Origin of the sequence: Streptomyces sp. HUAS TT11 (assembly GCF_051553595.1) — a bacterium.
GTDB lineage: Bacteria > Actinomycetota > Actinomycetes > Streptomycetales > Streptomycetaceae > Streptomyces.
In genome coordinates, this window is sequence record NZ_CP196184.1 from 4,254,771 (window position 1) to 4,277,091 (window position 22,321).

The 22,321-nt window shown below is 71.4% G+C and carries 19 protein-coding genes; 9 read left to right on the forward strand and 10 right to left on the reverse strand.

Going from position 1 to position 22,321, the window contains the following annotated elements; genetic code table 11:
* Nucleotides 1–27: 27 nt before the first annotated feature.
* On the reverse strand, nucleotides 28–1,494 hold the full coding sequence (locus ACSHXN_RS19045; protein WP_438303401.1) for a hypothetical protein: 1,467 nt from the start codon (nucleotides 1,492–1,494) through the stop codon (nucleotides 28–30).
* A gap of 441 nt (nucleotides 1,495–1,935) precedes the next feature.
* Nucleotides 1,936–3,063 (reverse strand): alpha/beta hydrolase, encoded by a 1,128-nt coding sequence (locus ACSHXN_RS19050; RefSeq protein ID WP_438303402.1) that lies wholly within the window; start codon nucleotides 3,061–3,063, stop codon nucleotides 1,936–1,938.
* A gap of 203 nt (nucleotides 3,064–3,266) precedes the next feature.
* Between ACSHXN_RS19050 and ACSHXN_RS19055 the strand changes: the two genes are divergently transcribed.
* The 6 genes from ACSHXN_RS19055 to ACSHXN_RS19080 all read left to right on the forward strand — a co-directional run bounded on the left by ACSHXN_RS19055 (nucleotide 3,267) and on the right by ACSHXN_RS19080 (nucleotide 9,124).
* Nucleotides 3,267–5,153: a phosphatidylglycerol lysyltransferase domain-containing protein gene (locus tag ACSHXN_RS19055; protein ID WP_355795197.1), complete on the forward strand. Its 1,887-nt coding sequence runs from the start codon at nucleotides 3,267–3,269 to the stop codon at nucleotides 5,151–5,153.
* A gap of 773 nt (nucleotides 5,154–5,926) precedes the next feature.
* A complete protein-coding gene (gene folP / locus ACSHXN_RS19060) occupies nucleotides 5,927–6,787 on the forward strand; it encodes a dihydropteroate synthase (protein ID WP_355131096.1) in 861 nt (286 codons plus the stop codon).
* Entirely contained in the window at nucleotides 6,784–7,287 is a 504-nt protein-coding gene (locus tag ACSHXN_RS19065; protein ID WP_356109235.1) for a nuclear transport factor 2 family protein, read from the forward strand. Before folP ends, ACSHXN_RS19065 begins: the two co-directional genes overlap by 4 nt.
* Before the next feature lie 300 nt (nucleotides 7,288–7,587).
* Complete coding sequence (folB, locus tag ACSHXN_RS19070) at nucleotides 7,588–7,947, forward strand: dihydroneopterin aldolase (RefSeq protein WP_355131100.1); 360 nt, start codon at nucleotides 7,588–7,590, stop codon at nucleotides 7,945–7,947.
* Nucleotides 7,944–8,555, forward strand: coding sequence for a 2-amino-4-hydroxy-6-hydroxymethyldihydropteridine diphosphokinase (gene folK / locus ACSHXN_RS19075; RefSeq protein WP_355131102.1), 612 nt, complete (start codon nucleotides 7,944–7,946; stop codon nucleotides 8,553–8,555). The genes folB and folK overlap by 4 nt, the downstream gene beginning before the upstream one ends.
* An 83-nt stretch (nucleotides 8,556–8,638) precedes the next feature.
* Complete coding sequence (locus tag ACSHXN_RS19080) at nucleotides 8,639–9,124, forward strand: DUF3180 domain-containing protein (protein ID WP_355131104.1); 486 nt, start codon at nucleotides 8,639–8,641, stop codon at nucleotides 9,122–9,124.
* Nucleotides 9,125–9,143: 19 nt separating this feature from the next.
* On the opposite strand, the gene folE is transcribed toward ACSHXN_RS19080, so the two are convergent.
* The 6 genes from folE to dacB all read right to left on the reverse strand — a co-directional run bounded on the left by folE (nucleotide 9,144) and on the right by dacB (nucleotide 16,996).
* Complete coding sequence (folE, locus tag ACSHXN_RS19085) at nucleotides 9,144–9,749, reverse strand: GTP cyclohydrolase I FolE (RefSeq protein WP_059133648.1); 606 nt, start codon at nucleotides 9,747–9,749, stop codon at nucleotides 9,144–9,146.
* A gap of 146 nt (nucleotides 9,750–9,895) precedes the next feature.
* The gene (gene ftsH / locus ACSHXN_RS19090) at nucleotides 9,896–11,920 is read right to left on the reverse strand and encodes an ATP-dependent zinc metalloprotease FtsH (protein ID WP_355131106.1); all 2,025 of its coding nucleotides are present in this window, start codon (nucleotides 11,918–11,920) and stop codon (nucleotides 9,896–9,898) included.
* Nucleotides 11,921–12,142: 222 nt separating this feature from the next.
* Nucleotides 12,143–12,703 carry a hypoxanthine phosphoribosyltransferase gene (gene hpt, locus ACSHXN_RS19095; RefSeq protein ID WP_059133646.1) on the reverse strand — a complete coding sequence of 187 codons (561 nt, stop codon included), beginning with the start codon at nucleotides 12,701–12,703 and terminating at the stop codon, nucleotides 12,143–12,145.
* 233 nt (nucleotides 12,704–12,936) lie between these two features.
* Nucleotides 12,937–13,965 (reverse strand): tRNA lysidine(34) synthetase TilS, encoded by a 1,029-nt coding sequence (gene tilS / locus ACSHXN_RS19100; protein WP_059133645.1) that lies wholly within the window; start codon nucleotides 13,963–13,965, stop codon nucleotides 12,937–12,939.
* A 191-nt stretch (nucleotides 13,966–14,156) separates the two neighbouring features.
* Entirely contained in the window at nucleotides 14,157–15,281 is a 1,125-nt protein-coding gene (locus tag ACSHXN_RS19105; protein ID WP_355131109.1) for a zinc-dependent metalloprotease, read from the reverse strand.
* Between the two features lie 92 nt (nucleotides 15,282–15,373).
* On the reverse strand, nucleotides 15,374–16,996 hold the full coding sequence (dacB, locus tag ACSHXN_RS19110) for a D-alanyl-D-alanine carboxypeptidase/D-alanyl-D-alanine endopeptidase (RefSeq protein WP_356292681.1): 1,623 nt from the start codon (nucleotides 16,994–16,996) through the stop codon (nucleotides 15,374–15,376).
* A 79-nt stretch (nucleotides 16,997–17,075) separates the two neighbouring features.
* On the opposite strand from dacB, the gene ACSHXN_RS19115 reads away from it, so the two are divergent.
* Both ACSHXN_RS19115 and ACSHXN_RS19120 read left to right on the forward strand, forming a co-directional pair.
* Entirely contained in the window at nucleotides 17,076–17,567 is a 492-nt protein-coding gene (locus ACSHXN_RS19115) for an inorganic diphosphatase (protein ID WP_059133642.1), read from the forward strand.
* 129 nt (nucleotides 17,568–17,696) lie between these two features.
* Nucleotides 17,697–19,454, forward strand: a complete 1,758-nt coding sequence (locus ACSHXN_RS19120) for a threonine/serine ThrE exporter family protein (protein WP_356292680.1) — start codon at nucleotides 17,697–17,699, stop codon at nucleotides 19,452–19,454.
* A gap of 46 nt (nucleotides 19,455–19,500) precedes the next feature.
* On the opposite strand, the gene ACSHXN_RS19125 is transcribed toward ACSHXN_RS19120, so the two are convergent.
* A complete protein-coding gene (locus ACSHXN_RS19125) occupies nucleotides 19,501–20,700 on the reverse strand; it encodes a VTT domain-containing protein (protein WP_438303403.1) in 1,200 nt (399 codons plus the stop codon).
* 235 nt (nucleotides 20,701–20,935) lie between these two features.
* Nucleotides 20,936–21,694: a MerR family transcriptional regulator gene (locus ACSHXN_RS19130; RefSeq protein WP_355131115.1), complete on the reverse strand. Its 759-nt coding sequence runs from the start codon at nucleotides 21,692–21,694 to the stop codon at nucleotides 20,936–20,938.
* 144 nt (nucleotides 21,695–21,838) lie between these two features.
* On the opposite strand from ACSHXN_RS19130, the gene ACSHXN_RS19135 reads away from it, so the two are divergent.
* Nucleotides 21,839–22,030, forward strand: coding sequence for a hypothetical protein (locus tag ACSHXN_RS19135; RefSeq protein ID WP_356109288.1), 192 nt, complete (start codon nucleotides 21,839–21,841; stop codon nucleotides 22,028–22,030).
* Nucleotides 22,031–22,321 lie beyond the last annotated feature (291 nt).

The window sequence follows — 22,321 nt, forward strand, 5'->3', positions numbered from 1 at the left end:
GCCGCCCTTCGCACGGGACGATCTGCCTCAGGACGCCGCGGTGCGCAGCCCCTGGACGTCGATCTGCTCCGTCTCGTCGTGCGCGGTCAGGTCGATGACCTGGCCGACGGCGCGTGCCTGCGGGTCCGCGGGCTTGAACCCGGACTCCGACTCCGCCTTGTGCATCGCGAGCGCCTCCTGGCCGACGACGTCCGCGAGGTCCTCGTTCTGCACCGCGTCCAGGGTCGCCCGCGACTTCTGCGTACCGAAGAAGTCGAAACCGCCCTCGACGGTCGCGCGGCGCCGCGGGGTCGGCGGCACCACGGCCACGGCGGTGGGCACCGTGAAGTGCCCGGTGCTGTGCGCGGGCTTCTTGGCGGACGGCTGGGGCTGCTGGGCGGTCGGGGCGGCGGCCTGCTCGGGCACCGTGCCCGCCGAGGACGTCCCCTCGCTCCCGCCCTGTCCGGCGGAGCCCGCCTCCTTGGCCGCGGCCTCGGGCGCCACGGGCTCGGCAGGGGTCCGCTTCCGGCCGCCGCCGTTGCCGGGGCCGCCCTTCTCGGGGGAGGTCTCCGTGCCGGCCGACGTCTTCCGGGCGGTCCCGGGCGTGCTGCCGGTGTCGCCCCCGTCCGCGGCGGCGCCCGCCTCGGCCGCCTCACCGTCCTCGGTGGAGGCCGCCTCACCGTCCTCGGCGGCGGTCGCCTGCACGGCGTCGCCGTCCGCCTCGGCGGCGTCCTTCTCCGCCTCCTCGGCGGGCTCCGGCGACGAGGACGCGGCCGCGTCCGCCGGCGCCATGTCGTCGTCCTTCGTCAGCCGCGCCAGCGCCGAGCCGGCCCGCATGAAGAGCGAGGACCCGTCGGGCGAGAACACCCCCGCGGCCGAGGGCTCCGCACCGGAGTCCTCCGCCGTCCCGTCCTGGGCCGTCCCGTCCTCGGCCGGGGCGGTGACGTCCTCGTGGTCCCTGGCATCCGCACCGGCGGGCTCGCTCCGGTCGGCGTCGTCGGGCGCCTCCTGCCCACCGGACGCCTCCGAGTCGCCCGCCGGCAGCTCCGGTGCGGGCACCGTCGACTCGATCGCCAGCAGACGGCGCCCTTCCAGGGCGGTCGCACGCTCCGTCTCCGCCGTGGCGTACCGGCGCAGCAGGGCGGCGTGCTCGTTGCGAAGATTGGCCAGTTCCGTGCGCTTGGCCCGGAGGCGCTGCTCCAGTTTGGTGCGCAGTTCGCGCGACTCCTCCAGGTCGGTCTCCAGTTCGGCGACCCGTTCCTCGTGGTGCCACTCGTCGCTCGCCCGCGCGCGCGTGAGGTCGGCGACGTGTTTACCCGCGGCCACATCCCAGCGGCGCATGACGACGGCGCCCACGACCATCGTCGCCGCAGCGCCCGCGGCCAGCCCACGGAGCACCAACGGCTCCGTGAACAACCAGGGGCCCGCGGCGCACACGACCGCGACGCCGGCGATCACCGAGGGGGGCAGCAGCCTGTGCAAGGGCGGGGAATGGCGGTGACGTCCACGTGGCATGGCCAGAAACTTACCGCGCGTAGGCGAATGATGGTGCCCCGCCCGGTAAAAACACAGCCACACCGATACCTTCACCCCGCCTGCCGGCGCCGGAAAAAGCGATGAGCCGCCCTCCCGCGTCCGGGCGCCCCGAATCCGGCACCCGCTTCGGGCCCCGATACACCCAGGTCGCCCGGGTATCGGAGCGGGCCCCCCGCCCCCGTACGGTGCGCCGGGGCCTTCCGCCGAATCAGCCGCCACGGCGGTACAAGATCATTTCTCGGCGGACCGCTTTTGCGATCTTCGAGCCCGGTTCCCCTCCCCGGAAAGGGATGTGACGGCTCACCGCCCGGCGAATGCCACGGCCGCTCGGCGACAACGCACAAGGACGAGCACGTACGGCGGAGCCGGCCTCCTGCGCATGGCCCCGAATTCCGGTCGGCGCCCCGCGCATTCACCCGCTCAGCGATCACCGAGCCGTCCGCTCAGCCACTGCAGTGCCGACGGGATCTCCCGCCGCCAGGTGTTGAAGTTGTGGCCACCGCTGTCGAGCAGGATCGACGAGATCCGGGTCGGCTTCCTGGTCTGCACCTGCCGTATGAACGCGAGCGTGGACCGGTAGTCCTTCTCGCCGGCCTTGCTGCTGGTGACGAGCAGCGAAGTGTCGGGCGCGGCCAGCCGTTTGAGGCACCACCCCAGGTCGGCACGGTCGCGCAGGTCCTTGTTCCCGCGGAAGAGGTCGCCCGTGGTCGGGTCGATCGGCGCCCGGTAGTACGGCGACAGGCCCGCGCCCGCGGCGTACACGTCAGGATGGTGCATCGCCAGCTTCAGCGCGCAGTAGCCGCCCGTGGAATCGCCGATAACGCCCCAACTGCGCGGCCTCCCACCTATCCGGTAGTGGTCCGTCACCGCGTCGGGGAGGTCCTTCGCGAAGAACGACTCGGTCTGCGGGCCGCCCGGGACGTCCACGCACTCCGTGTCGCGCGGCGGAGCCACGGTCGGTCGCAGCATCACCAGGATCATCGGCTGCATCCTGCCGTCCCCGGCCAGTTCGTGCGCCGTCTGCGGGTAGTGCAGCCCCTTGATGAGCGCCTCGGCCGTGCCCGGGTAGCCGGTGAGCACGACGGCCGCGGGGAACGTCCGGGTGCGGTACCGCGCCTGGAAGTACTCAGGCGGCAGATACACGTACGCGGGAGAGGCGATGCGGGTCGTCCGGCCGACGATCTCGACCTTCTGGATCTGGCCGCCGATCTCCGGACGAGAGCCGCCGGGAACGGTCACCTCCTGGGTGCCGAGCACCTGGAGCGGACCACCGCCCACCCCCGCCGTCCCGTGGTCGACGACCACACCCTGCCCGTTCTCCCGGCCGAACAGATCGGTCCAGGTGGCGTAGAACCCGAAGGCCTGGTTGGCGGCCAGGCCGATCGACGCGAAGACCATGAGCTGGGTGGCGAACAGCAGAGCGACCCGTCCCCCGACGGCACGCCAACCGGGCCGCGCCAGCCTGGGCCAGTGCCAGACCGTACCGACGAACAGCGCCAGTGCGAGCACGACGACCAGTACCAGCATTTTGTTGCTCGTGAGACCCATGGGCCCTTCCCGCCTGCGCCTTCCGGCCCTTGACCGCCCCCTGTGCTTGGCGAGGGCTTGCCCCGGACTTTCCTTCGGCTTTGAACCGGCTTTGTGATGGGGAGTGAACCTCTCTCCCCACGACACCGTCCTAGAGGGCGCAATGTCGCCGGATGCCCGGATCGGCACCGGACTCCAGTTCTCTCGCACACATACGGGATGCGATGTCTGTCAGGATAGATGGGGAAAAGTCGGGCCAGGTTCCGGAGCGATCGCGCGGAGCACGGCGCATACTCCGCGGCCCTCGCCCGGAGGCCGTCCCCGCGCTGATCGCCCGGGCCTGCATGCTCGTGGGGTTCCTGGACATCGCCGCGGGTGTGTTCCCGCGCTTCCGGCACAGCCGTATGCACCGCATGGCCGAGGTGCTGCCCGGCTCGCTCGGCCCGTTCGCGGCGGCCCTGTCGCTGAGTGCCGGCGTCCTGCTGCTGCTCCTCGCGCACGGGCTGCGCCGGCGCAAGCGCCGGGCCTGGCGCGCCGCCGTGATACTGCTTCCCGCGGGCGCCGTGGCGGAGTACGTCTACCGCCATTCGGTCATCGGCGTCGTCATCTCGGTGGCGCTGCTGCTGCCGCTGCTGCGTCACCGAAGTGAGTTCGCCGCCCTGCCCGACCCCCGCAGCCGCTGGCGCGCGCTCGCCAACTTCGTGCTCATGGGCGCCGGTTCGCTCTCCCTCGGCCTGATCATCGTCAGCGTCCACCCGCACCGCCTGGTGGGCGACCCGAGCGTGTCCGACCGCATCGAGCACGTCCTGTACGGCATGTTCGGCTTCGAGGGTCCGGTCGACTACACCGGCAACACCTCCTGGACGGTGGGCTTCTCGCTCGGTGCCCTCGGCCTGCTGACCGCGGTCACGACGATCTATCTGGCCCTTCGCCCCGAACATCCGGCCGCCCGGCTGACCGACGACGACGAGGCACGGCTGCGCGCCCTGCTGGACAAGCACGGCGACCGCGACTCGCTCGGCCACTTCGCGCTCCGCCGCGACAAGGCCGTCGTCTTCTCGCCGAGCGGCAAGGCGGCGGTGACCTACCGCGTCGTGTCGGGCGTGATGCTGGCCAGCGGCGACCCGATCGGCGACGTCGAGGCCTGGCCGGGCGCCATCGAACGGTTCATGGACGAGGCCAGGGCGCATTCCTGGACCCCGGCCGTCATGGGCTGCTCGGAGACGGGCGGCGAGGTGTGGACCCGGGAGACCGGCCTGGACGCCCTCGAACTGGGCGACGAGGCGGTGGTGGACGTCGCGGATTTCTCCCTCTCCGGGCGCGCGATGCGCAACGTGCGCCAGATGGTCAAGCGCATCGAGCGCGCGGGATACGAGACCCGGGTGCGGCGTATCCGTGACCTCGGTGAGGGCGAACTGGAGCGCATACGGCGGGCCGCCGAGAACTGGCGCGGCACCGACACCGAGCGCGGCTTCTCCATGGCCCTCGGCCGCATCGGCGATCCCGCAGACGGCGACTGCCTGATCGCCACGGCGCACCGGATCGACGGGGCGTCGCGAAGTGCCTCGGGCCGCGCCCCGGACGGACGGGCGGACGACGAGACCGGACCGTACGGCGATCTCAAGGCGGTCCTCCACTTCGTCCCGTGGGGCACCGATGGGATCTCCCTGGACCTGATGCGCCGCGACCGCGCGGCGGACCCGGGCATGAACGAACTGCTGATCGTGGCCGCGCTCCAGGCCGCCCCGAAGTTCGGCATCAGGCGTGTCTCCCTGAACTTCGCGATGTTCCGCTCGGCGCTGGCCCGCGGCGAGAAGATCGGTGCGGGCCCGGTGCTGCGGGCGTGGCGGGGACTGCTGGTCTTCCTCTCCCGGTGGTTCCAGATCGAGTCCCTGTACAAGTTCAACGCGAAGTTCCAGCCCCGCTGGGAGCCGCGCTTCGTGGTGTACGCGTCCTCCCGCGACCTGCCGCGCATCGGCCTCGCGGCCATGCAGGCGGAGGGCTTCGTGAATGTCGCCCTCCCCCGCTTCCTGCGCCGCACGGCTCGGGCTCCCCGCCCGTGCGCCCACGGGCTCACGGACCGCGGCATGGGCGCGGCGAGCGGCGCCTGACCGCACGGGCACGGCGCGCACCGCCCCGGGCTGCGCGCCGGTCCCGTGCCGCCCTCGCGAGCCGTCCCCCGCGAGGACGGCCGCATCGCCACCGACCCGACGGCGGCAGGGCCGTACACACCCGTTCCGCCGAGAACCCGCACCGCGTTGGGGCACGCGGCGGCTAAGGCCGGTGGGCCGCACCGGCACGGCGCAAGGCGAGCGCCGCACCGGCACCGCGCACGCCACGCACCGACTGCCCGCCCCCACCGACAGGCGCGAGCCGCGCAAGCAGCACCGGCCCCGTGCCGCCCTCGCAGGCCGTCCCCCACGAGGACGGCCGCAGCGCCACCGACCCGACGGCGGCAGGACCGTACACACCCGCATCGAGCCGAGGCACGCGGCGGCCCAGGCCCGTAGACCGCACCGGCACCGCGCACGGCGCGCACCGGCACAGGCTGCCCGCCCCACCGACAGGCGCGAGCCGCGCAAGCAGCACCGGCCCCGTGCCGCCCTCGCAGGCCGTCCCCCACGAGGACGGCCGCAGCGCCACCGACCCGACGGCGGCAGGACCGTACACACCCGTACCGCCGAGAACCCGCACCGCGCCGGGGCACGCGGCGGCTCAGGCCGGTCGACCGCACCCGCTTCCGCCCGCCGGGCGGCGGCGCCCGGCGGACACCCCGCCGGCGGCCCGCCGTTCCCGCCCCGCCCGCGCGGCCCTCGGCGGACCGCTCGCTCCTCGACCGCCCCGTGAACCGAACGCGGCAGCGCCGGGGGCCTACGCTGAACGTATGAGCACGAAGACCGGGCGGGGCCACGTGGCAGGCCTTCCGACATGGGACCGCTGCGCGGTCATGGGGGTCGTGAACGTCACCCCCGACTCCTTCTCCGACGGCGGCCGGTGGTTCGACACCACCGCCGCCGTCAAGCACGGCCTCGACCTGGTCACCGAGGGTGCCGATCTCGTCGACGTGGGCGGCGAGTCCACCCGTCCCGGCGCCACCCGCGTGGACGAGGCGGAGGAGCTCAGGCGTGTCATCCCCGTCGTGCGCGGCCTCGCCTCCGAGGGCGTCACGATCTCCGTCGACACCGTGCGCGCCTCCGTCGCCGAAAAGGCCCTCGCCGCCGGGGCGGCCCTCGTCAACGACGTCAGCGGCGGCCTCGCGGACCCGGCCATGATCCCGGTCGTCGCGGCGGCGGGCGCCCCCTTCGTGGTCATGCACTGGCGCGGCTTCCTGGAGGGCGGCAACGTCACCGGCGTCTACGAGGACGTGGTCGGCGAAGTCGTCGACGAACTGCGGGCGCGTGTGGAGGCCGTCCTGGAAGGCGGTGTAGCCCCCGACCGGATCGTGGTCGACCCCGGCCTCGGCTTCTCCAAGGAGGCCGAGCACGATCTGGCCCTGCTCGCCCATCTGGACCGGCTGCACCGCCTCGGTCACCCGCTGCTCGTGGCCGCCTCGCGCAAGCGTTTCCTGGGCCGCGTACTGGCCGGCCCCGGGGGCGCACCGCCACCCGCCCGCGAACGCGATGCCGCCACCGCCGCCGTCTCCGCGCTCGCCTCGCACGCCGGCGCATGGGCCGTGCGCGTCCATGAGGTACGCGCGACGGCGGACGCCGTACGCGTCGCACGCGCCATCGAAGGAGCCCGGTGAGCACTGCCCACACGGATGTGGAACAGGTCGAACAGGCCAACACCACCTTCTACGAGACGATGGAGCGGGGGGACTTCGAAGAGTTGTCGTCGCTGTGGCTCGCACCCTCCGACCTCGGCGTCGACGAGCAGTACCACGACCCGGCCGACGTCGGTGTCATCTCCTGTGTGCACCCCGGCTGGCCGGTGCTGACCGGCCGCGGTGAGGTCCTCAGGTCCTACGCACTGATCATGGCGAACACCGAGTACATCCAGTTCTTCCTCACGGACGTCCATGTCTCCGTGACCGGTGACACCGCACTGGTCACCTGTACCGAGAACATCCTCAGCGGTGGCCCCGCGCCGGACGACAGCGACGAGCTGGGCCCGCTCGTCGGACAGCTCGTGGTGGCCACGAACCTGTTCCGCCGCACTCCCGACGGCTGGAAGCTCTGGTCGCACCACGCCTCCCCCGTCCTGACCGAAAGCGACGACGAGGAGGAGGACGACTCCCCCGCATAAGGCGCCTTCTTCGCACAGGCGGACGACTCTCCCCGCATCAGGGGGGTGGGCAGGCCCGCCGGAGTGGGTAGGCGGCTGATAGTGGTTGGAATCACCTCCTCCGAGGTATGGGCGGCTACCGACTCGTGAGCCACCCTGTTCCCCAGGGGAAACACCGGATGAACCCTCCTGACCATCGCGCGGGCGTACGCCCCCGCGACCGTGGGACGTCAGTGTCCGCAGGTAGATTCGTTCGGGACCGGTGTGCCGACCGCACTCGGTGAATGCCTGCCGCTGTCGACGATTGCAGGAGTGATTCGCGTGGATCGTGTCGCGTTGCGCGGCCTGAAGGCCCGTGGGCACCACGGCGTGTTCCCCAGGGAACGCGAGGAGGGCCAGACCTTCATCGTGGACCTCGTTCTGGGCCTGGACACACGGCCCGCCGCGGCCGACGACGACCTGACGAAGACCGTGCACTACGGCGTCGTGGCGGAGGAGGTCGTCGCCCTGGTGGAAGGGGAGCCCGTCGACCTGATCGAGACGCTCGCCGAGCGCATCGCCTTCTCCTGTCTCAAGCACGCACCGGTCCGGGAGGTCGAGGTCTGCGTCCACAAACCGGACGCCCCGATCACGGTCCCCTTCGACGATGTGACCGTCACCATCACGCGGAGCCGAGTATGAGCGCCTTCTTCACCGGGAGTCAGAGCGACCCGACCGTCCAGCCGGTGCCCGCCTCCGTGGTGGAGCGCGTGGACGCCGCCGACACCACCCTGCAGAACCCCAAGCGTGCGGTGATCGCCCTGGGATCGAACCTGGGCAACCGCCTGGAGACGCTCCAGGGCGCGATCGACGCCCTCGAGGACACCCCGGGCGTTCGCGTCAAGGGTGTCTCGCCCGTGTACGAGACGGAGCCCTGGGGCGTGGCCCCGGGCAGCCAGCCGACGTACTTCAACGCGGTGGTCGTCGTGAAGACCACACTGCCCCCGTCCTCGCTCCTCGAGCGCGCCCACGCCGTGGAGGAGGCCTTCCACCGGGTGCGGGAGGAGCGCTGGGGTGCGCGCACCCTCGACGTCGACATCGTCTCCTACGCGGAGGTCGTCTCCGAGGACCCGGTGCTGACGCTGCCGCACCCGCGCGCCCACGAGCGGGCGTTCGTGCTCGCCCCGTGGCACGACCTGGACCCCGCGGCCCTGCTTCCCGGCCGCGGCCCGGTGGCCGAGCTGCTCACCGTCGTCACCCGAGAGGGCGTCATCGCCCGCGCCGACCTGGAACTCAGGCTGCCCGAGTAGTCGTTAAGGTCTACCGGGCCGGGGATCCCTCCCCGCGCCACCACCGTCCGAGGGGCGGGCGTTCGGGTCGACGAAGGGACATCGTGAAAGAGCTGCGCATCAGGACGCTGGCAGCGGTGTTCGTGGTGGCCGGAGTGCTCTCCTGGGCGGGTGCCCGCCTGTGGAGCTCGGTGGGCACGCTGCCCAAGGTCCCCTTGGCCGCGCCCATCGTTCTCGCCCTGATCGCCGTGGTCCTGATGGCCACGGCGCTCTCGCTCCGCGCCCGTCTCAAGGCCCAGCGGGAGCGCCGCCCCGGCGCCAAGGGCGTCGATCCGCTGATGGCCGCCCGGGCCGTCGTCTTCGGCCAGGCCAGCGCCCTGGTCGCCGCCCTGGTCGCCGGCATGTACGGCGGCACGGGCGTCTTCCTCCTGGAGTCCCTGGACATCCCCACCCGCCGGGATCAGGCCATCTACGCCGGGTTCTCGGTAGTGGCCGGTATCGCCGTCATAGCGGCGGCCTTCTTCCTGGAGCGCGTCTGCAAGCTCCCGGAGGACGACGAGCACAACGACGGTACGGCGCCGGTCTCCTAGGCGCTGCCGGGTACGGAGCTCAGCGCGCCATGATGAGGCTCATCGCCTCGTTGCGCGTGGCGGCGTCCCGCAACTGACCGCGCACGGCGGAGGTCAGCGTCTTCGCGCCGGGCTTGCGGATGCCCCGCATCGACATGCACATGTGCTCGCACTCGACCACGACGATCACACCGCGCGGCTCGAGTATCTCCATCAGCGAGTCGGCGATCTGCGTCGTGAGCCGCTCCTGCACCTGGGGTCGGCGCGCGAACACGTCCACGAGCCGGGCGAGCTTCGAAAGCCCCGTTATCTTGCCGCTCGTGGCGGGGATGTAGCCGACGTGGGCGACGCCTCTGAACGGCACCAGGTGGTGCTCACAGGTCGAGAACACCTCGATGTCCTTCACGAGCACCATCTCGTCGTGACCGAGGTCGAACGTCGTCGTCAGGACGTCCTCGGGCTTCTGCCACAGCCCCCCGAATATCTCCCGGTACGCCCGCGCCACCCGTCCCGGGGTCTCGCGGAGCCCTTCCCGGTCCGGGTCCTCTCCGACGGCGATGAGCAGTTCCCGTACGGCGTTCTCCGCACGCTTCTCGTCGAACTCGCCGATCGTGCCTTCGCCGTCCAGCGTCACCGGGTCGGTCATCTGGTGCCTCGTTCCTGCGCCTGTGACGCGCACGGATCACGCGTCTCATGTGCGGCTCCATGGAAATGCCGCGCCCCCCAGGCTAGAACCCTGGGGGGCGCGGTCGAAATTCCGGGCCTCGACGAGGCCCTCGGGAGGGCGGTGCCTCAGCTCTCCCGGCGGTCCTCCGGAGCCTTCTCCGTGGAGACGGTCTCCGTCGCGTTGGCGATCGCCGGGGTCGCGCCGTTCGCGCCGTTCGTCAGTGCGAGCTCCTTGGGGGAGAGCACCGGCGGGCGGGTGGACGGAGTGCGACGCGAGGAACCGGTCCACGCGGGCCGCGGCGGGCGCTTGACGATGGGGGCGAAGATCTCGGCGATCTCCTCCTTGCCCAGCGTCTCCTTCTCCAGAAGGGCCAGGACGAGGTTGTCGAGGACGTCGCGGTTCTCGACCAGGATCTCCCAGGCCTCGTTGTGCGCGTTCTCGATGAGCTTCTTGACTTCCTCGTCCACCAGCGCGGCGACCTCTTCCGAGTAGTCGCGCTGGTGAGCCATCTCACGTCCGAGGAACGGCTCGGTGTTGTCCCCGCCGAACTTGATCGCGCCGAGGCGCTCGGTCATGCCGTACTGCGTGACCATCGCCCGGGCCGTGGTCGTGGCCTTCTCGATGTCGTTCGCGGCACCCGTCGTCGGGTCGTGGAAGACGAGCTCCTCGGCCGCGCGGCCGCCCAGCATGTAGGCCAGCTGGTCCAGCATCTCGTTGCGGGTCGTGGAGTACTTGTCCTCGTCCGGGAGCACCATCGTGTAGCCGAGGGCACGGCCGCGGGACAGGATCGTGATCTTGTGGACCGGGTCGGAGTTCGGCGAGGCCGCGGCGACCAGGGCGTGGCCGCCCTCGTGGTACGCCGTGATCTTCTTCTCCTTGTCCGACATGATCCGGGTCCGCTTCTGCGGGCCCGCGACCACACGGTCGATCGCCTCGTCCAGCATCTGGTTGTCGACGAGCTTGCGGTCGCTGCGGGCCGTGAGCAGCGCCGCCTCGTTCAGCACGTTCGACAGGTCCGCACCGGTGAAGCCCGGGGTGCGGCGGGCGACGGCCGACAGGTCGACGTCCGGAGCGACCGGCTTGCCCTTCTGGTGGACCTTGAGGATCTCCAGACGGCCCTGCATGTCCGGACGGTCGACCGCGATCTGGCGGTCGAAGCGACCGGGGCGCAGCAGCGCCGGGTCGAGGATGTCGGGGCGGTTCGTGGCGGCGATGAGGATGACGCCGCCCTTCACGTCGAAACCGTCCATCTCGACGAGCAGCTGGTTCAGGGTCTGCTCGCGCTCGTCGTGACCGCCGCCGAGGCCGGCGCCGCGGTGACGGCCGACCGCGTCGATCTCGTCGACGAAGACGATCGCCGGGGCGTTCGCCTTGGCCTGCTCGAACAGGTCACGGACTCGGGAGGCACCGACACCGACGAACATCTCGACGAAGTCGGAACCCGAGATCGAGTAGAAGGGGACGCCCGCCTCGCCGGCCACGGCACGCGCGAGCAGCGTCTTGCCCGTACCGGGAGGACCGTAGAGCAGCACGCCCTTGGGGATCTTGGCGCCGACGGCCTGGAACTTGGCCGGCTCCTGCAGGAACTCCTTGATCTCCTGGAGTTCCTCGACGGCCTCGTCCGCTCCCGCGACGTCCGAGAACGTCGTCTTCGGGGTGTCCTTGGTGATGAGCTTCGCCTTGGACTTCCCGAAGTTCATGACCCGGGAGCCGCCGCCCTGCATCTGGTTCATCAGGAACAGGAAGACGACCACGATGAGAACGAAGGGCAGCAGGGAGAGCAGGATCCCGACGAAGGGGTTCTGCTTGGACGGCGCGACCGTGTAGCCGTCCGGGATCTGCTTGTTCTGGAACTTGTCCTGCAGGGTGTTGGCCAGGGTCACGCCCTGGTCGCCGATGTAGCTCGCCTGGATCTTCGAGCTGCCATCGACCTTCACGCCGTCCTTGAGCGAGACCTTGATGGTCTGCTCGTCGCCTGTGGTCAGCTTGGCCGACTGGACCCTGTTGTCATTGATCGCCGCCACGACCTGGCCGGTGTCCACCGTCTTGTAGCCGCCGGAAGAGCCGACGACCTGCATCAACACGACCACGGCAAGGACGGCCAGCACGATCCACATGACCGGCCCACGGAAGTATCGCTTCACGTCCATCCATACGGAGCGGAGCCGCCCCGTCCCTCCTGCCATAGTGAGTTTGATAAAGACAGTTCTTCTGACGGTACCCCAGGATTGTCACCCGAAGCCGCAGGGGACTGCGGGCATACCGTCCACGCATGCTCCAACGCCGCGCGACCCCCTGGGGTTCCCGAGCCGCTCGAAAGTGCCGGGAACCGGGGGTTCGGCCGTCGTGGAGCACAGCCGAACCCCGGGAGCTCAGCCGCCGTACACGTGGGGGGCGAGCGTACCGACGAACGGGAGGTTGCGGTACTTCTCGGCGTAGTCGAGGCCGTAGCCGACGACGAACTCGTTCGGGATGTCGAAGCCGACCCACTGGACGTCGATGGCGACCTTGGCGGCCTCGGGCTTGCGCAGCAGCGTGCACACCTTGAGGGAGGCGGGCTCGCGCGAGCCGAGGTTGGAGATCAGCCAGGACAGGGTCAGGCCCGAGTCGATGATGTCCTCGACGATCAGGACGTGCCTGCCCTTGATGTCGGTGTCGAGGTCCTTCAGGATCCGGACGACGCCGGAGGACTGGGTGCCCGCGCCGTAGGAGGACACGGCCATCCAGTCCATGGTGAGGGGGGTGGACAGCGCCCGGGCCAGGTCGGCCATGACCATCACCGCGCCCTTGAGGACGCCGACGATCAGCAGGTCCTTGCCCGCGTACTCCGCGTCGATCTTCGCGGCCAGCTCGACCAGCTTCGCGTCGATCTCTTCCTTGGTGATGAGCACCTTCTCGAGGTCGGCACCCATGTCGTTCGCGTCCACCCGCATCACTTTCGGTCGTCCCGCACTTGTCGCCCGCTCGCCCCGGGATGCCGGCGCCGCCCTCGGCGGTCGGCCGTACCCGGTCGTCCGCGCCGCGGCGGCAGCATGTCTGCTGCGCCCCGCGCGGCCTGAGCGCGCTCTCCCTTCGGCAGCGACGCACGCCCTTCGGCCCGCTCGCCCGGCTGACCGGTCGTCCCTCCCGGAGGTGTGACCGCGCGCCTCCCGCAGGCGGCGCGATTTCAGCCTTGCCGAATCACCAGTCTGCCACCCTGGCGCTGGGCGACCACTTTGCCCGGGAGGTTGATGGCTCCCTGGCCCCGCCACCCGGTGATCAGGCGGTCGACTTCCTCGATGTGGCGGGCGAAGAGCGAGCCGGCCGGCGCGCCCGCCTCGATGGCGGCGCGGCGCAGCACCCGGCGGCGCACGGCCGGGGGCAGCGCGTAGAGCTTGGCGCATTCCAGGAGGCCGGAGGCGTCGCGTACGGAGGTCTCCACCTGGCTGGCCCAGGCGTCGAGGGCGTCGGCGTCGTCACGGGAGAGCTGCGCCGTGCGGGCGAGGGCCTCGACGACACCCTTGCCGAGCGCCTTCTCGAGCGCGGGCAGGCCCTCGTGGCGGAGCCGTGAGCGCGTGTAGGCCGGGTCGGTGTTGTGCGGGTCGTCCCAGACGGGCAGCGACTGCTCCATGCAGGCCTTGCGTGCGGTGTGCCGGTCGAGGTGCAGGAAGGGGCGGCGGTAACGGCCGCCGGCCCCCGAGACCGCGGCCATTCCCGACAGGGAGCGGATCCCGGAACCGCGGGCGAGACCGAGCAGGACGGTTTCGGCTTGGTCGTCGCGGGTGTGCCCCAGAAGGATCGCGGCGGCGCCGTGGCGTTCGGCGGCGGCGTCGAGGGCGGCGTAGCGCGCGTCCCTGGCGGCTGCTTCGGGGCCGCCGTCGCGGCCCACGCTCACGGCGATGGACTCGATCGGGGCCAGTCCGAGCTCGCGCATGCGCAGGGCGACTTCCTCCGCGCGCAGGTCGGAGCCGGGCTGCAGACCGTGGTCCACGGTGATGCCGCCGGCGCGGATGCCGAGTTTGGGTGCCTCGAAGGCCAGGGCGGAGGCGAGCGCCATGGAGTCGGCGCCGCCCGAGCACGCCACGAGCACGAGCGGCGCGAACGGACGCTCGTGGACCCGAGCCCTGGTGTGCTCGGTGGACGCCTCGGTGAGGATGTCGTGGAGGACGCGGCGCACCGCCAGGCGTATCGCCGCGACCGCAGGATGGGGACCCATGTCCGGTTCCCTTCTGAAGTTTTCGGGGGGTGTACCCGAAGCCGGTCACTCAGAGTGTGTAAATGGTGACAGAAACGGGCCGTTCCCCGAGCATCGCACGCCTACCCATGCCCCACGGTCCCTCGGACGGGTGATTGGCGAGGCGTTCACCTGCCGAAGGCCTGATTCATTTCCCTACGCTCGCGCGAGGCTCACGAGTCCGCCTTGCGGTGCACCCGCGCGACCCAGTCCGCCGGTTTGGCGATCTCCGCCTTGGTCGGGAGGGTGTTCGGGGAAGTCCACACCCGGTTGAAACCGTCCATGCCGACTTCCTCGACGACCGACCTCACGAACCGCTCGCCGTCCCGGTACTGCCTGAGCTTGGCGTCCAGGCCCAGCAGTTTGCGCAGGGCGAGGTCGAGCCGGGAGGCGCCCTTGGCGCGCCGCTGCTGGAACTTCTCGCGGATCTCCGCGACGGACGGGACCACATCGGGGCCGACGCCGTCCATCACGAAGTCGGCGTGGCCCTCCAGGAGGGACATCACCGCGGTCAGCCGGCCGAGGATCTCGCGCTGGGCGGGTGTCTGGACGAGTTCCACCAACGAGCGCCCGTCGTCGTCCTCCTCGCCCTCGGGGCGGCCGCCGGCGAGCGACTGGGCCGCCTCCCTGATGCGCTCCAGGACCGTCATGGGATCGATCTCGGTCTCCGCCAGGAAGGACTGGATCTCGCCCTCCAGGTGGTCGCGCAGCCAGGGCACCGCGGTGAACTGCGTGCGGTGCGTCTCCTCGTGCAGGCAGACCCAGAGGCGGAAGTCATGGGGGCGCACGTCCAGCTCGCGCTCGACGTGCACGATGTTCGGCGCGACCAGCAGGAGGCGGCCGCCGCCGTTCTCACCCGCGGGCAGTTCGCGGGTGGCGGGCGCGAAGGTCTCGTACTGTCCGAGGACCCGGGAGGACAGGAACGACAGGAGCATGCCCAGTTCCACGCCGGTGACCTTGCCGCCGACGGCGCCGAGCACGGCTCCACCGGGCGTGCCGCCGCGCCGCTCCTGCATCTTGTCCAGCAGGGGCCTGAGGATCTCCCGGAACCCGGCGACGTTCGCCCGGACCCAGCCGGGGCGGTCGACGACGAGCACGGGGGTGTCGTGCACGCCCTCCTCGCCCATCCGGGTAAAGCCCCGGACATGCTCCTCCGAGGACTTCGCGTGCCGGCGCAGCTCCGCGACGACGGCCCGGGCCTCGTCGCGGCTCACCTCGGGGCCCGGCCGTACGAGCCGTGTCGCGGTTGCCACCGCGAGATTCCAGTCGACCATCTGGGCACCACCGATGCTCGTCATGCGTCAACGGTACGTGCTCGTGCCCGAGCACGGAGAGGGTGCGACACCGTCGGGGCCCGGAATCCGGGCCCGTGTGGCCGGTGGTGCGGCTGTCAACGGCAGCCGCAGCCCGCCAGTGCCGCCGCCGTACGGTCCAGTGCCGCTCTGGCCGAGGTCTGGTCCATCGAGCCGTCCGTCAGGAACGCGAACGCCAGCAGGTGCCCGTCGGCGTCGACCACCGTCCCCGCGAGCGTGTTGACGCCGGTCAGGCTGCCCGTCTTGGCGCGTACGACACCGATGCCGGAGCGTTCGGCCGCCTCCTCGTAGCGATCGCTGAGGGTGCCCGTGAACCCGGCCACCGGCAGCCCCGTCAGGACCGGGCGGAGTTCGGGGTGCGCCGGTGAGCCTGCGCTCGCCAGCAGGGACGTCAGCAGGCCGGCGGTGAGCTTGTCCTCGCGGTCGAGACCGCTGCCGTCGTGGAACTGCGCGCCGCCGAGCGGGAGTCCGAGCTTGCGGAGCCGGTCGGTGATGGCGGCCGCGCCCCCGGCGAAGCTCGGCTGCCCGCCGGTGGCGACGGCCGTCTGCCGGGCGAGGGCCTCGGCGATGTCGTTGTCGCTGTTGGTCAGCATCCGCTCGACCACGGCGGACAGCGGCGGGGACTGGACCGAGGCGAGGGTCTGCGCACGGGCCGAGGCCTTCGCGCCGGAGGCGCCGGGGGCCGACGTCCGGACACCGCGCTCGTGCAGCAGGTCCCCGAACGTCCGGGCCGCGTCGGCCGCCGGGTCCGCGCTGCGCGGGGCCGGCCCGCTGCTGGAGTCGTCCGTACGGCCCTCGTCGACCATCAGGGCGGTGACCGGCGCGAGATTGGGGTTGACGCCGATCGGGTGCAGCACCTCGCCGGCGAACAGGGAGGTGTCGTACGAGAGGGTCACCGAGGCCAGGTGGCGCTTCTTGAGCGCCGCGGCGGTCCGGTCGGCGAGGGTGCGCAGGCCGGCCCAGCCCTCGGTCTTCTTGCGGGCGGTCAGGGTCGGGTCGCCGCCCCCCACGAGCACCAGCTTGTCGGTGCCGGGCTCGAGCACGGTGCGTGTGGTGAGGCGGTGGTCGGTGCCGGCCGCGGAGAGCACGGCGACGGCCGTGGCGATCTTCGTGGTGGAGGCGGGGGTCAGCGCCTGGTCGGCACCCTTGTCGTAGAGGTGCCTGCCGGTGGCCACGTCGACGACGGCCGCGGTGCGCCGGGGTCCGAGGGAACCGTCGCCGAGCAGCCGGTCCAGGACGACGTTCAGGGGCTGCCCGAGCGGCGCGGACTTGGTGGTGGCGGCGCCGACTCCGGCCAGCACGGGCGCGGCGCTGGGTGCGGCGACGGGCGCGTCGGACGCCCCGCCGGTACGGCGTCCGTGATCTGTGCCACCCTCGCGGTCCCACGCTGCGGCCCGGTCGCGCTCGGCCGTACGCTGACCCGAGGAGTCCCAGGGACCGGCAGCGGTCGCGGTCCAGACCGCGAGCGCCAGGCCCAGGGTGACGGCGATCGCCGTCACCTGCGGGGTGGTGAGACCTCCGGAACGCGGTGTCACCACCCGGGTGATCCGTGTCACGCGCGGTCTCGCGGCCTCGGTGATCCGTCGCGCACGGGGTTTCACGGCCCTGGCCACGCGCGCGAGACGCGGTTTCACGGCACGCGCGACCCGCGCCACACGCGGTCGCGCGGCCCGCCAGGCCCTCAGCTCCGGCACGACCACCAGCCCCTTTCGCGATCACACACCTGCGTGAGGGACACTTAACCACCAGAACTATGTGTTGATCATGGAGGAGCCACCGGTGGAGTTCGACGTCACGATCGAGATCCCGAAGGGTTCGCGGAACAAGTACGAGGTGGACCACGAGACCGGTCGGATCCGCCTGGACCGTCGACTCTTCACCTCGACCAGCTACCCGGCCGACTACGGCTTCGTCGAGAACACCCTCGGCGAGGACGGGGACCCGCTGGACGCCCTGGTCATCCTGGAGGAGCCGACCTTCCCCGGCTGTCTCATCAAGTGCCGCGCCATCGGCATGTTCCGTATGACGGACGAGGCCGGCGGCGACGACAAGCTGCTGTGCGTGCCGGCTTCCGACCCGCGCGTGGAGCACCTGAGGGACATCCACCACGTCTCCGAGTTCGACCGACTGGAGATCCAGCACTTCTTCGAGGTCTACAAGGACCTGGAGCCCGGTAAGTCCGTCGAGGGCGCCAACTGGGTGGGCCGCGCGGACGCGGAGGCCGAGATCGAACGCTCGTACAAGCGCTTGAAGGAGCAGGGCGGTCACTGACCCCTGCTGCCGTCCTGCGGGCCGCGTGACCCCGATGGGGGTGGCGCGGCCCGTTCGCGTTCGTGCGCATACTGAGGCGTAGGGCGGTAAGCAGGGAGAGCACGACCACGAAAGGCGGGGCGGGAACTGGTGGCGGAGCCGGACGCGGAGGACCGCAAGCCGCGGTCGGACGAGGCGCGGAGCACGTTCACGCCCGCCGGGCGCGGTGCGGGCGATCCGACCAAGGCATCCGGTTTCTCCGGTCCCGAGGGCCCGCGCGCGCCGTCCCCGACCGTCACCGACTCGTCCACGACCTCCGAGTTCGCCGTCCCCGTGGGCCTCGATGTGCCGCATGCGACCGGTACGGAGCCGGAGACGACATCGGAGTTCGCCCTGCCGAAGGGCATGGAGACCCCGCAGTCGCCCGCCGAACCGGAGGGGTCGGCGTTCAGCAGGCCGAGCACGTACACCACCGGGCAGGCGCCGCCCGCGTTCACACCGCCCTCCGGGATCCCCGCGGTCCGGCTGACCAAGGAGGCGCCCTGGCAGGACCGCATGCGCACGATGCTGCGCATGCCGGTGACGGAGCGGCCCGCCCCGGAGCCGGTGCACAAGGACGACGAGTCGGGGCCCGCCGTGCCGCGTGTCCTCGACCTGACGCTCCGTATCGGCGAACTGCTGCTGGCGGGCGGCGAGGGCGCCGAGGACGTGGAGGCGGCCATGTTCGCGGTCTGCCGGTCCTACGGCCTGGACCGCTGCGAGCCCACCGCCACCTTCACACTGCTGTCGATCACGTATCAGCCGTCCCTGGTCGACGACCCCGTGACGGCGTCCAGGACCGTCCGCCGCCGCGGCACCGACTACACGCGTCTCGCGGCCGTGTTCCGGCTCGTGGACGACCTCAGCGACCCCGAGACGGCGGTCTCCCTGGAGGAGGCCTACCGGCGTCTCGCGGAGATCCGCCGCAATCGGCACCCCTACCCCGGCTGGGCACTGACCGGGGCGAACGGGCTGCTCGCCGGTGCGGCGTCGGTGCTGGTCGGCGGCGATGTGATCGTGTTCATCGCGGCCGCGCTGGGCGCGATGCTCGGCGACCGGCTGGCCTGGTTGTGCGCGGGGCGCGGGCTGCCGGAGTTCTACCAGTTCACGGTGGCCGCGATGCCCCCGGCCGCGATCGGTGTCGCGCTCACGGTCGCCCAGGTGGACGTGAAGGCGTCCGCGGTGATCACCGGTGGTCTGTTCGCGCTGCTGCCCGGGCGGGCCCTGGTGGCGGGCGTCCAGGACGGACTGACCGGCTTCTACATCACCGCGGCGGCACGCCTGCTGGAGGTCATGTACTTCTTCGTGGGCATCGTCATCGGCGTCCTGGTGGTCCTGTACTTCGGCGTGAAGCTGGGCGCCCAGCTGAATCCGGACGCGGCCCTCAACCTCTCCGAGCGGCCGGTCGTGCAGATCGGCGCGTCCATGCTGCTGTCCCTGACCTTCGCCGTGCTGCTCCAGCAGGAGCGGTCCACCGTGCTCTGGGTGACCCTCAACGGGGGTGTGGCCTGGACCGTGTACGGGGCGATGCACTATCCGGGCGGGCTCTCGCCGGTCGCCTCCACCGCCGTGGCCGCGGGTCTGGTGGGCCTGTTCGGGCAGCTGCTCTCGCGCTACCGGTTCGCCTCCGCACTGCCGTACACGACCGCTGCCATCGGGCCGCTGCTGCCCGGTTCCGCGACGTACTTCGGGCTGCTGTCGATCGCCCAGAACAACGTGGACAAGGGGCTGGTCTCGCTGGCCAAGGCCGCCTCGCTCGCCATGGCCATCGCGATCGGGGTGAACCTGGGGTCGGAGATCTCGCGGCTGTTCCTGCGCGTGGGCTCCGCCAGGGGACGGCGGGCGGCCAAGCGGACGCGCGGATTCTGAACCCGGGGAGCCGTGCCGGACGGTCCCCCGGGAGCACGCGCGCGCGTCAGTTCTGCGGGTAGCCCTGGCCGTAGGGGTACTGCTGGGGCTGCCCGTACGCCTGGTCGGTGTCGTACGGCTGCTGCTGCGGCCCGCGGCCCTGGTGCGGGGACTGCTGGGCGTACGGACCGCCCTGGTTCTGGTTCTGGTTCTGGTCGTAACCCTGGTGCACGTCGTGGCCCGGTGCCGGGGCGTAGCCCTGGTGTCCGTCGGGGCCCGGGGCCGGGGCGTAGCCCTGGAGTCCCTCGTCATTCCGGTGCGGGTAGCCCTGGCCCGGGTGACCCTGATACGCGTCATGGCCGTGGTACGCGTCGTGGCCCTGGTACGGGTCGTGGCCCTGCCCGGGGTGACCCTGGCCGGGGTGGCCCTGATACGCGTCGTGGCCCTGGTTCGGGTCGTACTGCCGCTGGTTCCGCTGATGGGCCCGGCTCTGGTCGGCGTACGGCGGGTACTGGCCGCGGTCCTGGTGGGCCGGTGCGACGGGGCGCAGCCGGGTGGTCGCGTCGTCCATGACCGGCGGCTGCTGCATGCCCTGCATCGGCTGCTGCCAGGCCGGCGTCTCCGCCTCGTCCTGGTTCGGGTTCTTCCTGGCCTTCGAACGGGCGCGCAGGAACTCGATGGCGATCGGGACCACCGAGACGAGGACGATCAGGATCAGGATCGCCTCGATGTTGTTGTTGACGAAGTCGATCCTGCCCAGCCAGGAGCCCAGCAGGGTGACGCCCGCGCCCCACAGGACGCCGCCGATGACGTTGAAGGTCAGGAACGACCGGTACTTCATGCCGCTGACACCGGCGATGATCGGCGTGAACGTGCGCACGACGGGTACGAAGCGCGCCAGGACCAGGGACTTGGGGCCGTACTTCTCGAAGAACTCGTTGGCCTTGGTGACGTTCTCCTGCTTGAAGAGGCGGGAGTCCGGCCGGTTGAAGAGCGAGGGGCCGACCTTCTTGCCGAACATGTAGCCCGCCTGGTCGCCCAGGATCGCCGCGACGCAGATCAGGACGATGGCCGCCCACAGCGGGAAGTCCAGCTGGTTCGAGGTGATCAGCAGTCCGCAGGTGAACAGCAGCGAGTCGCCCGGCAGGAAGAACCCGATGAGCAGGCCCGACTCGGCGAAGACCACCAGGAGCAGTCCCCATATGCCGAAGTTGTCCAGCAGGGTGTTCGGATCCAGCCAGCTCGGTCCGAGGGCAAGCGTCGTCACGGTTCCGGGCTCCTGATGTGAGAGGAAGTGCGGCGTCCTGAGGGCGGCCGGCACGACGGTGGCCGCACAAAGCTATCAACGCACGGTTTCCGCACCAGGTTCCACCGGTGTCCCCGGCACGCACGGTGCGCGGCCGGGGCACACGGGTGGTGGCCGAGGGCACTCGGGGCACGGTGCCGGTTCCGCGACGGTGGCGCTCCCGGCCGGGGGCGGGCCTCCCCCGGCCGGTCGCCCGTCAGGCGTGGCGGGCCGCGTTGGCGGTGATCGCGTCCCTCAGGTGCTCGGCGAGGCCCGGCTGCATGGAGTCGTAGAACTCCTTGAACCGCTCGTCGGAGACGTACATCTCGCCGAGCCCGCGGTGGATGTCGTACGAGCACGCGTAGAACCACTTGGTGATGTGCTCACGGTGCTCCTCGGCCATGTCCATGGCCCGCTCGCCGGACGACTCCTCTCCTTCGGCCATCAGGGCGACGTAACGCTCGCCCCAGGAGGCCACTTCCGCCTGCATGCGCTTCCAGTCGTCCTTGGTGTAGCGGGCGGCGCGCCGCTGCGACTCCGCGTACTGCTCGGTGCCGCCCCAGCGGCGCTCGGCCTCCTCGGCGTGTGCCTCGGGGTCCTTGTCCCCGAAGACCTCGAACTTCTCCTCGGGCGTGAGGTTGATGCCCATCGCGCGTGCCTCCATGGCGTGCTCCACGGCCGCCGCCATCCTCTGCAGTCTCTCGATCCGGGCGGTCAGCAGTTCGTGCTGGCGGCGCAGATGCACACGCGGGTCCGCGTCCGGGTCGTCGAGCAGGGCGGCGACCTCCTCGAGCGGGAAGCCGAGCTCCCGGTAGAACAGGATCTGCTGCAACCGGTCGAGGTCCGCGTCGCCGTAACGCCGGTGGCCCGCGTGGGTGCGCTCGCCGGGCACGAGCAGGCCGATCTCGTCGTAGTGGTGAAGCGTGCGCACGGTCACGCCGGCGAATCCGGCGACCTGGCCCACCGAGTAGCTCACTTCCGCTCCTTTCCGGGTACGCGCTCCAGGCTGGGGCCTCACGTCGCGTGAGGTGCAAGCCCCGTTTCCCCGGGTGCGGCGGCGCTCTGCGACTGCCTGCGCGCCAGGGGCGTTCTGTCCGATGTGCACCCTTAGGGTGTGCCCGTGGCTGAGGACACCGCGCAACAGGAGACCGTGGGCCCGGCGACCCCCGCGCGGGGACCGCTGCCGCCGGTCCTCGCGGCGGCCGTCGTCGGCGCCGGGGCCAGTCTGCTGTATCCGGGGGCGAGCGGGCTCGCGACCGAGCTCCGACACGTCCTGCGGCGGACCCTGTCCGATGTGCTGGGGTCGCGGTGAGTACGGCGAGCATCCGGCGGGCTCCTCGGACCGGTCATGGGGAAGGCGCCCGGGCGCGCGACGAGCAGGGCCGCGGCCTTCACCACCGCCGTCCGCGCGAACTGCCCGGCCGACCACCCGTCCGGATCCCGTGCCGGCCGCGCGACCTCGTCGAGCCCCTTGAACAGCGTCGGACGACCTCCCGGAGCCCGGACGCCGCCCCGATGGACACCGTCGGGAAGACCCGTCCGCCGCGGAACCGCGCACGGCCTCGTCCCCGCCGTGCACTTGGCGCCCGCGGTCGCCGCGGGA

Coding starts and splice junctions, on each gene's coding strand:
- folP (WP_355131096.1), top strand. CDS start 5,927: ATGAGCACGAAGACCGGGCGGGGCCACGTGGCAGGCCTTCCGACATGG.
- ftsH (WP_355131106.1), bottom strand. CDS start 11,920: ATGGACGTGAAGCGATACTTCCGTGGGCCGGTCATGTGGATCGTGCTG.
- folE (WP_059133648.1), bottom strand. CDS start 9,749: ATGACCGACCCGGTGACGCTGGACGGCGAAGGCACGATCGGCGAGTTC.
- folK (WP_355131102.1), top strand. CDS start 7,944: ATGAGCGCCTTCTTCACCGGGAGTCAGAGCGACCCGACCGTCCAGCCG.
- ACSHXN_RS19055 (WP_355795197.1), top strand. CDS start 3,267: ATGTCTGTCAGGATAGATGGGGAAAAGTCGGGCCAGGTTCCGGAGCGA.
- tilS (WP_059133645.1), bottom strand. CDS start 13,965: ATGGGTCCCCATCCTGCGGTCGCGGCGATACGCCTGGCGGTGCGCCGC.
- ACSHXN_RS19105 (WP_355131109.1), bottom strand. CDS start 15,281: ATGACGAGCATCGGTGGTGCCCAGATGGTCGACTGGAATCTCGCGGTG.
- hpt (WP_059133646.1), bottom strand. CDS start 12,703: ATGCGGGTGGACGCGAACGACATGGGTGCCGACCTCGAGAAGGTGCTC.
- ACSHXN_RS19050 (WP_438303402.1), bottom strand. CDS start 3,063: ATGGGTCTCACGAGCAACAAAATGCTGGTACTGGTCGTCGTGCTCGCA.
- ACSHXN_RS19045 (WP_438303401.1), bottom strand. CDS start 1,494: ATGCCACGTGGACGTCACCGCCATTCCCCGCCCTTGCACAGGCTGCTG.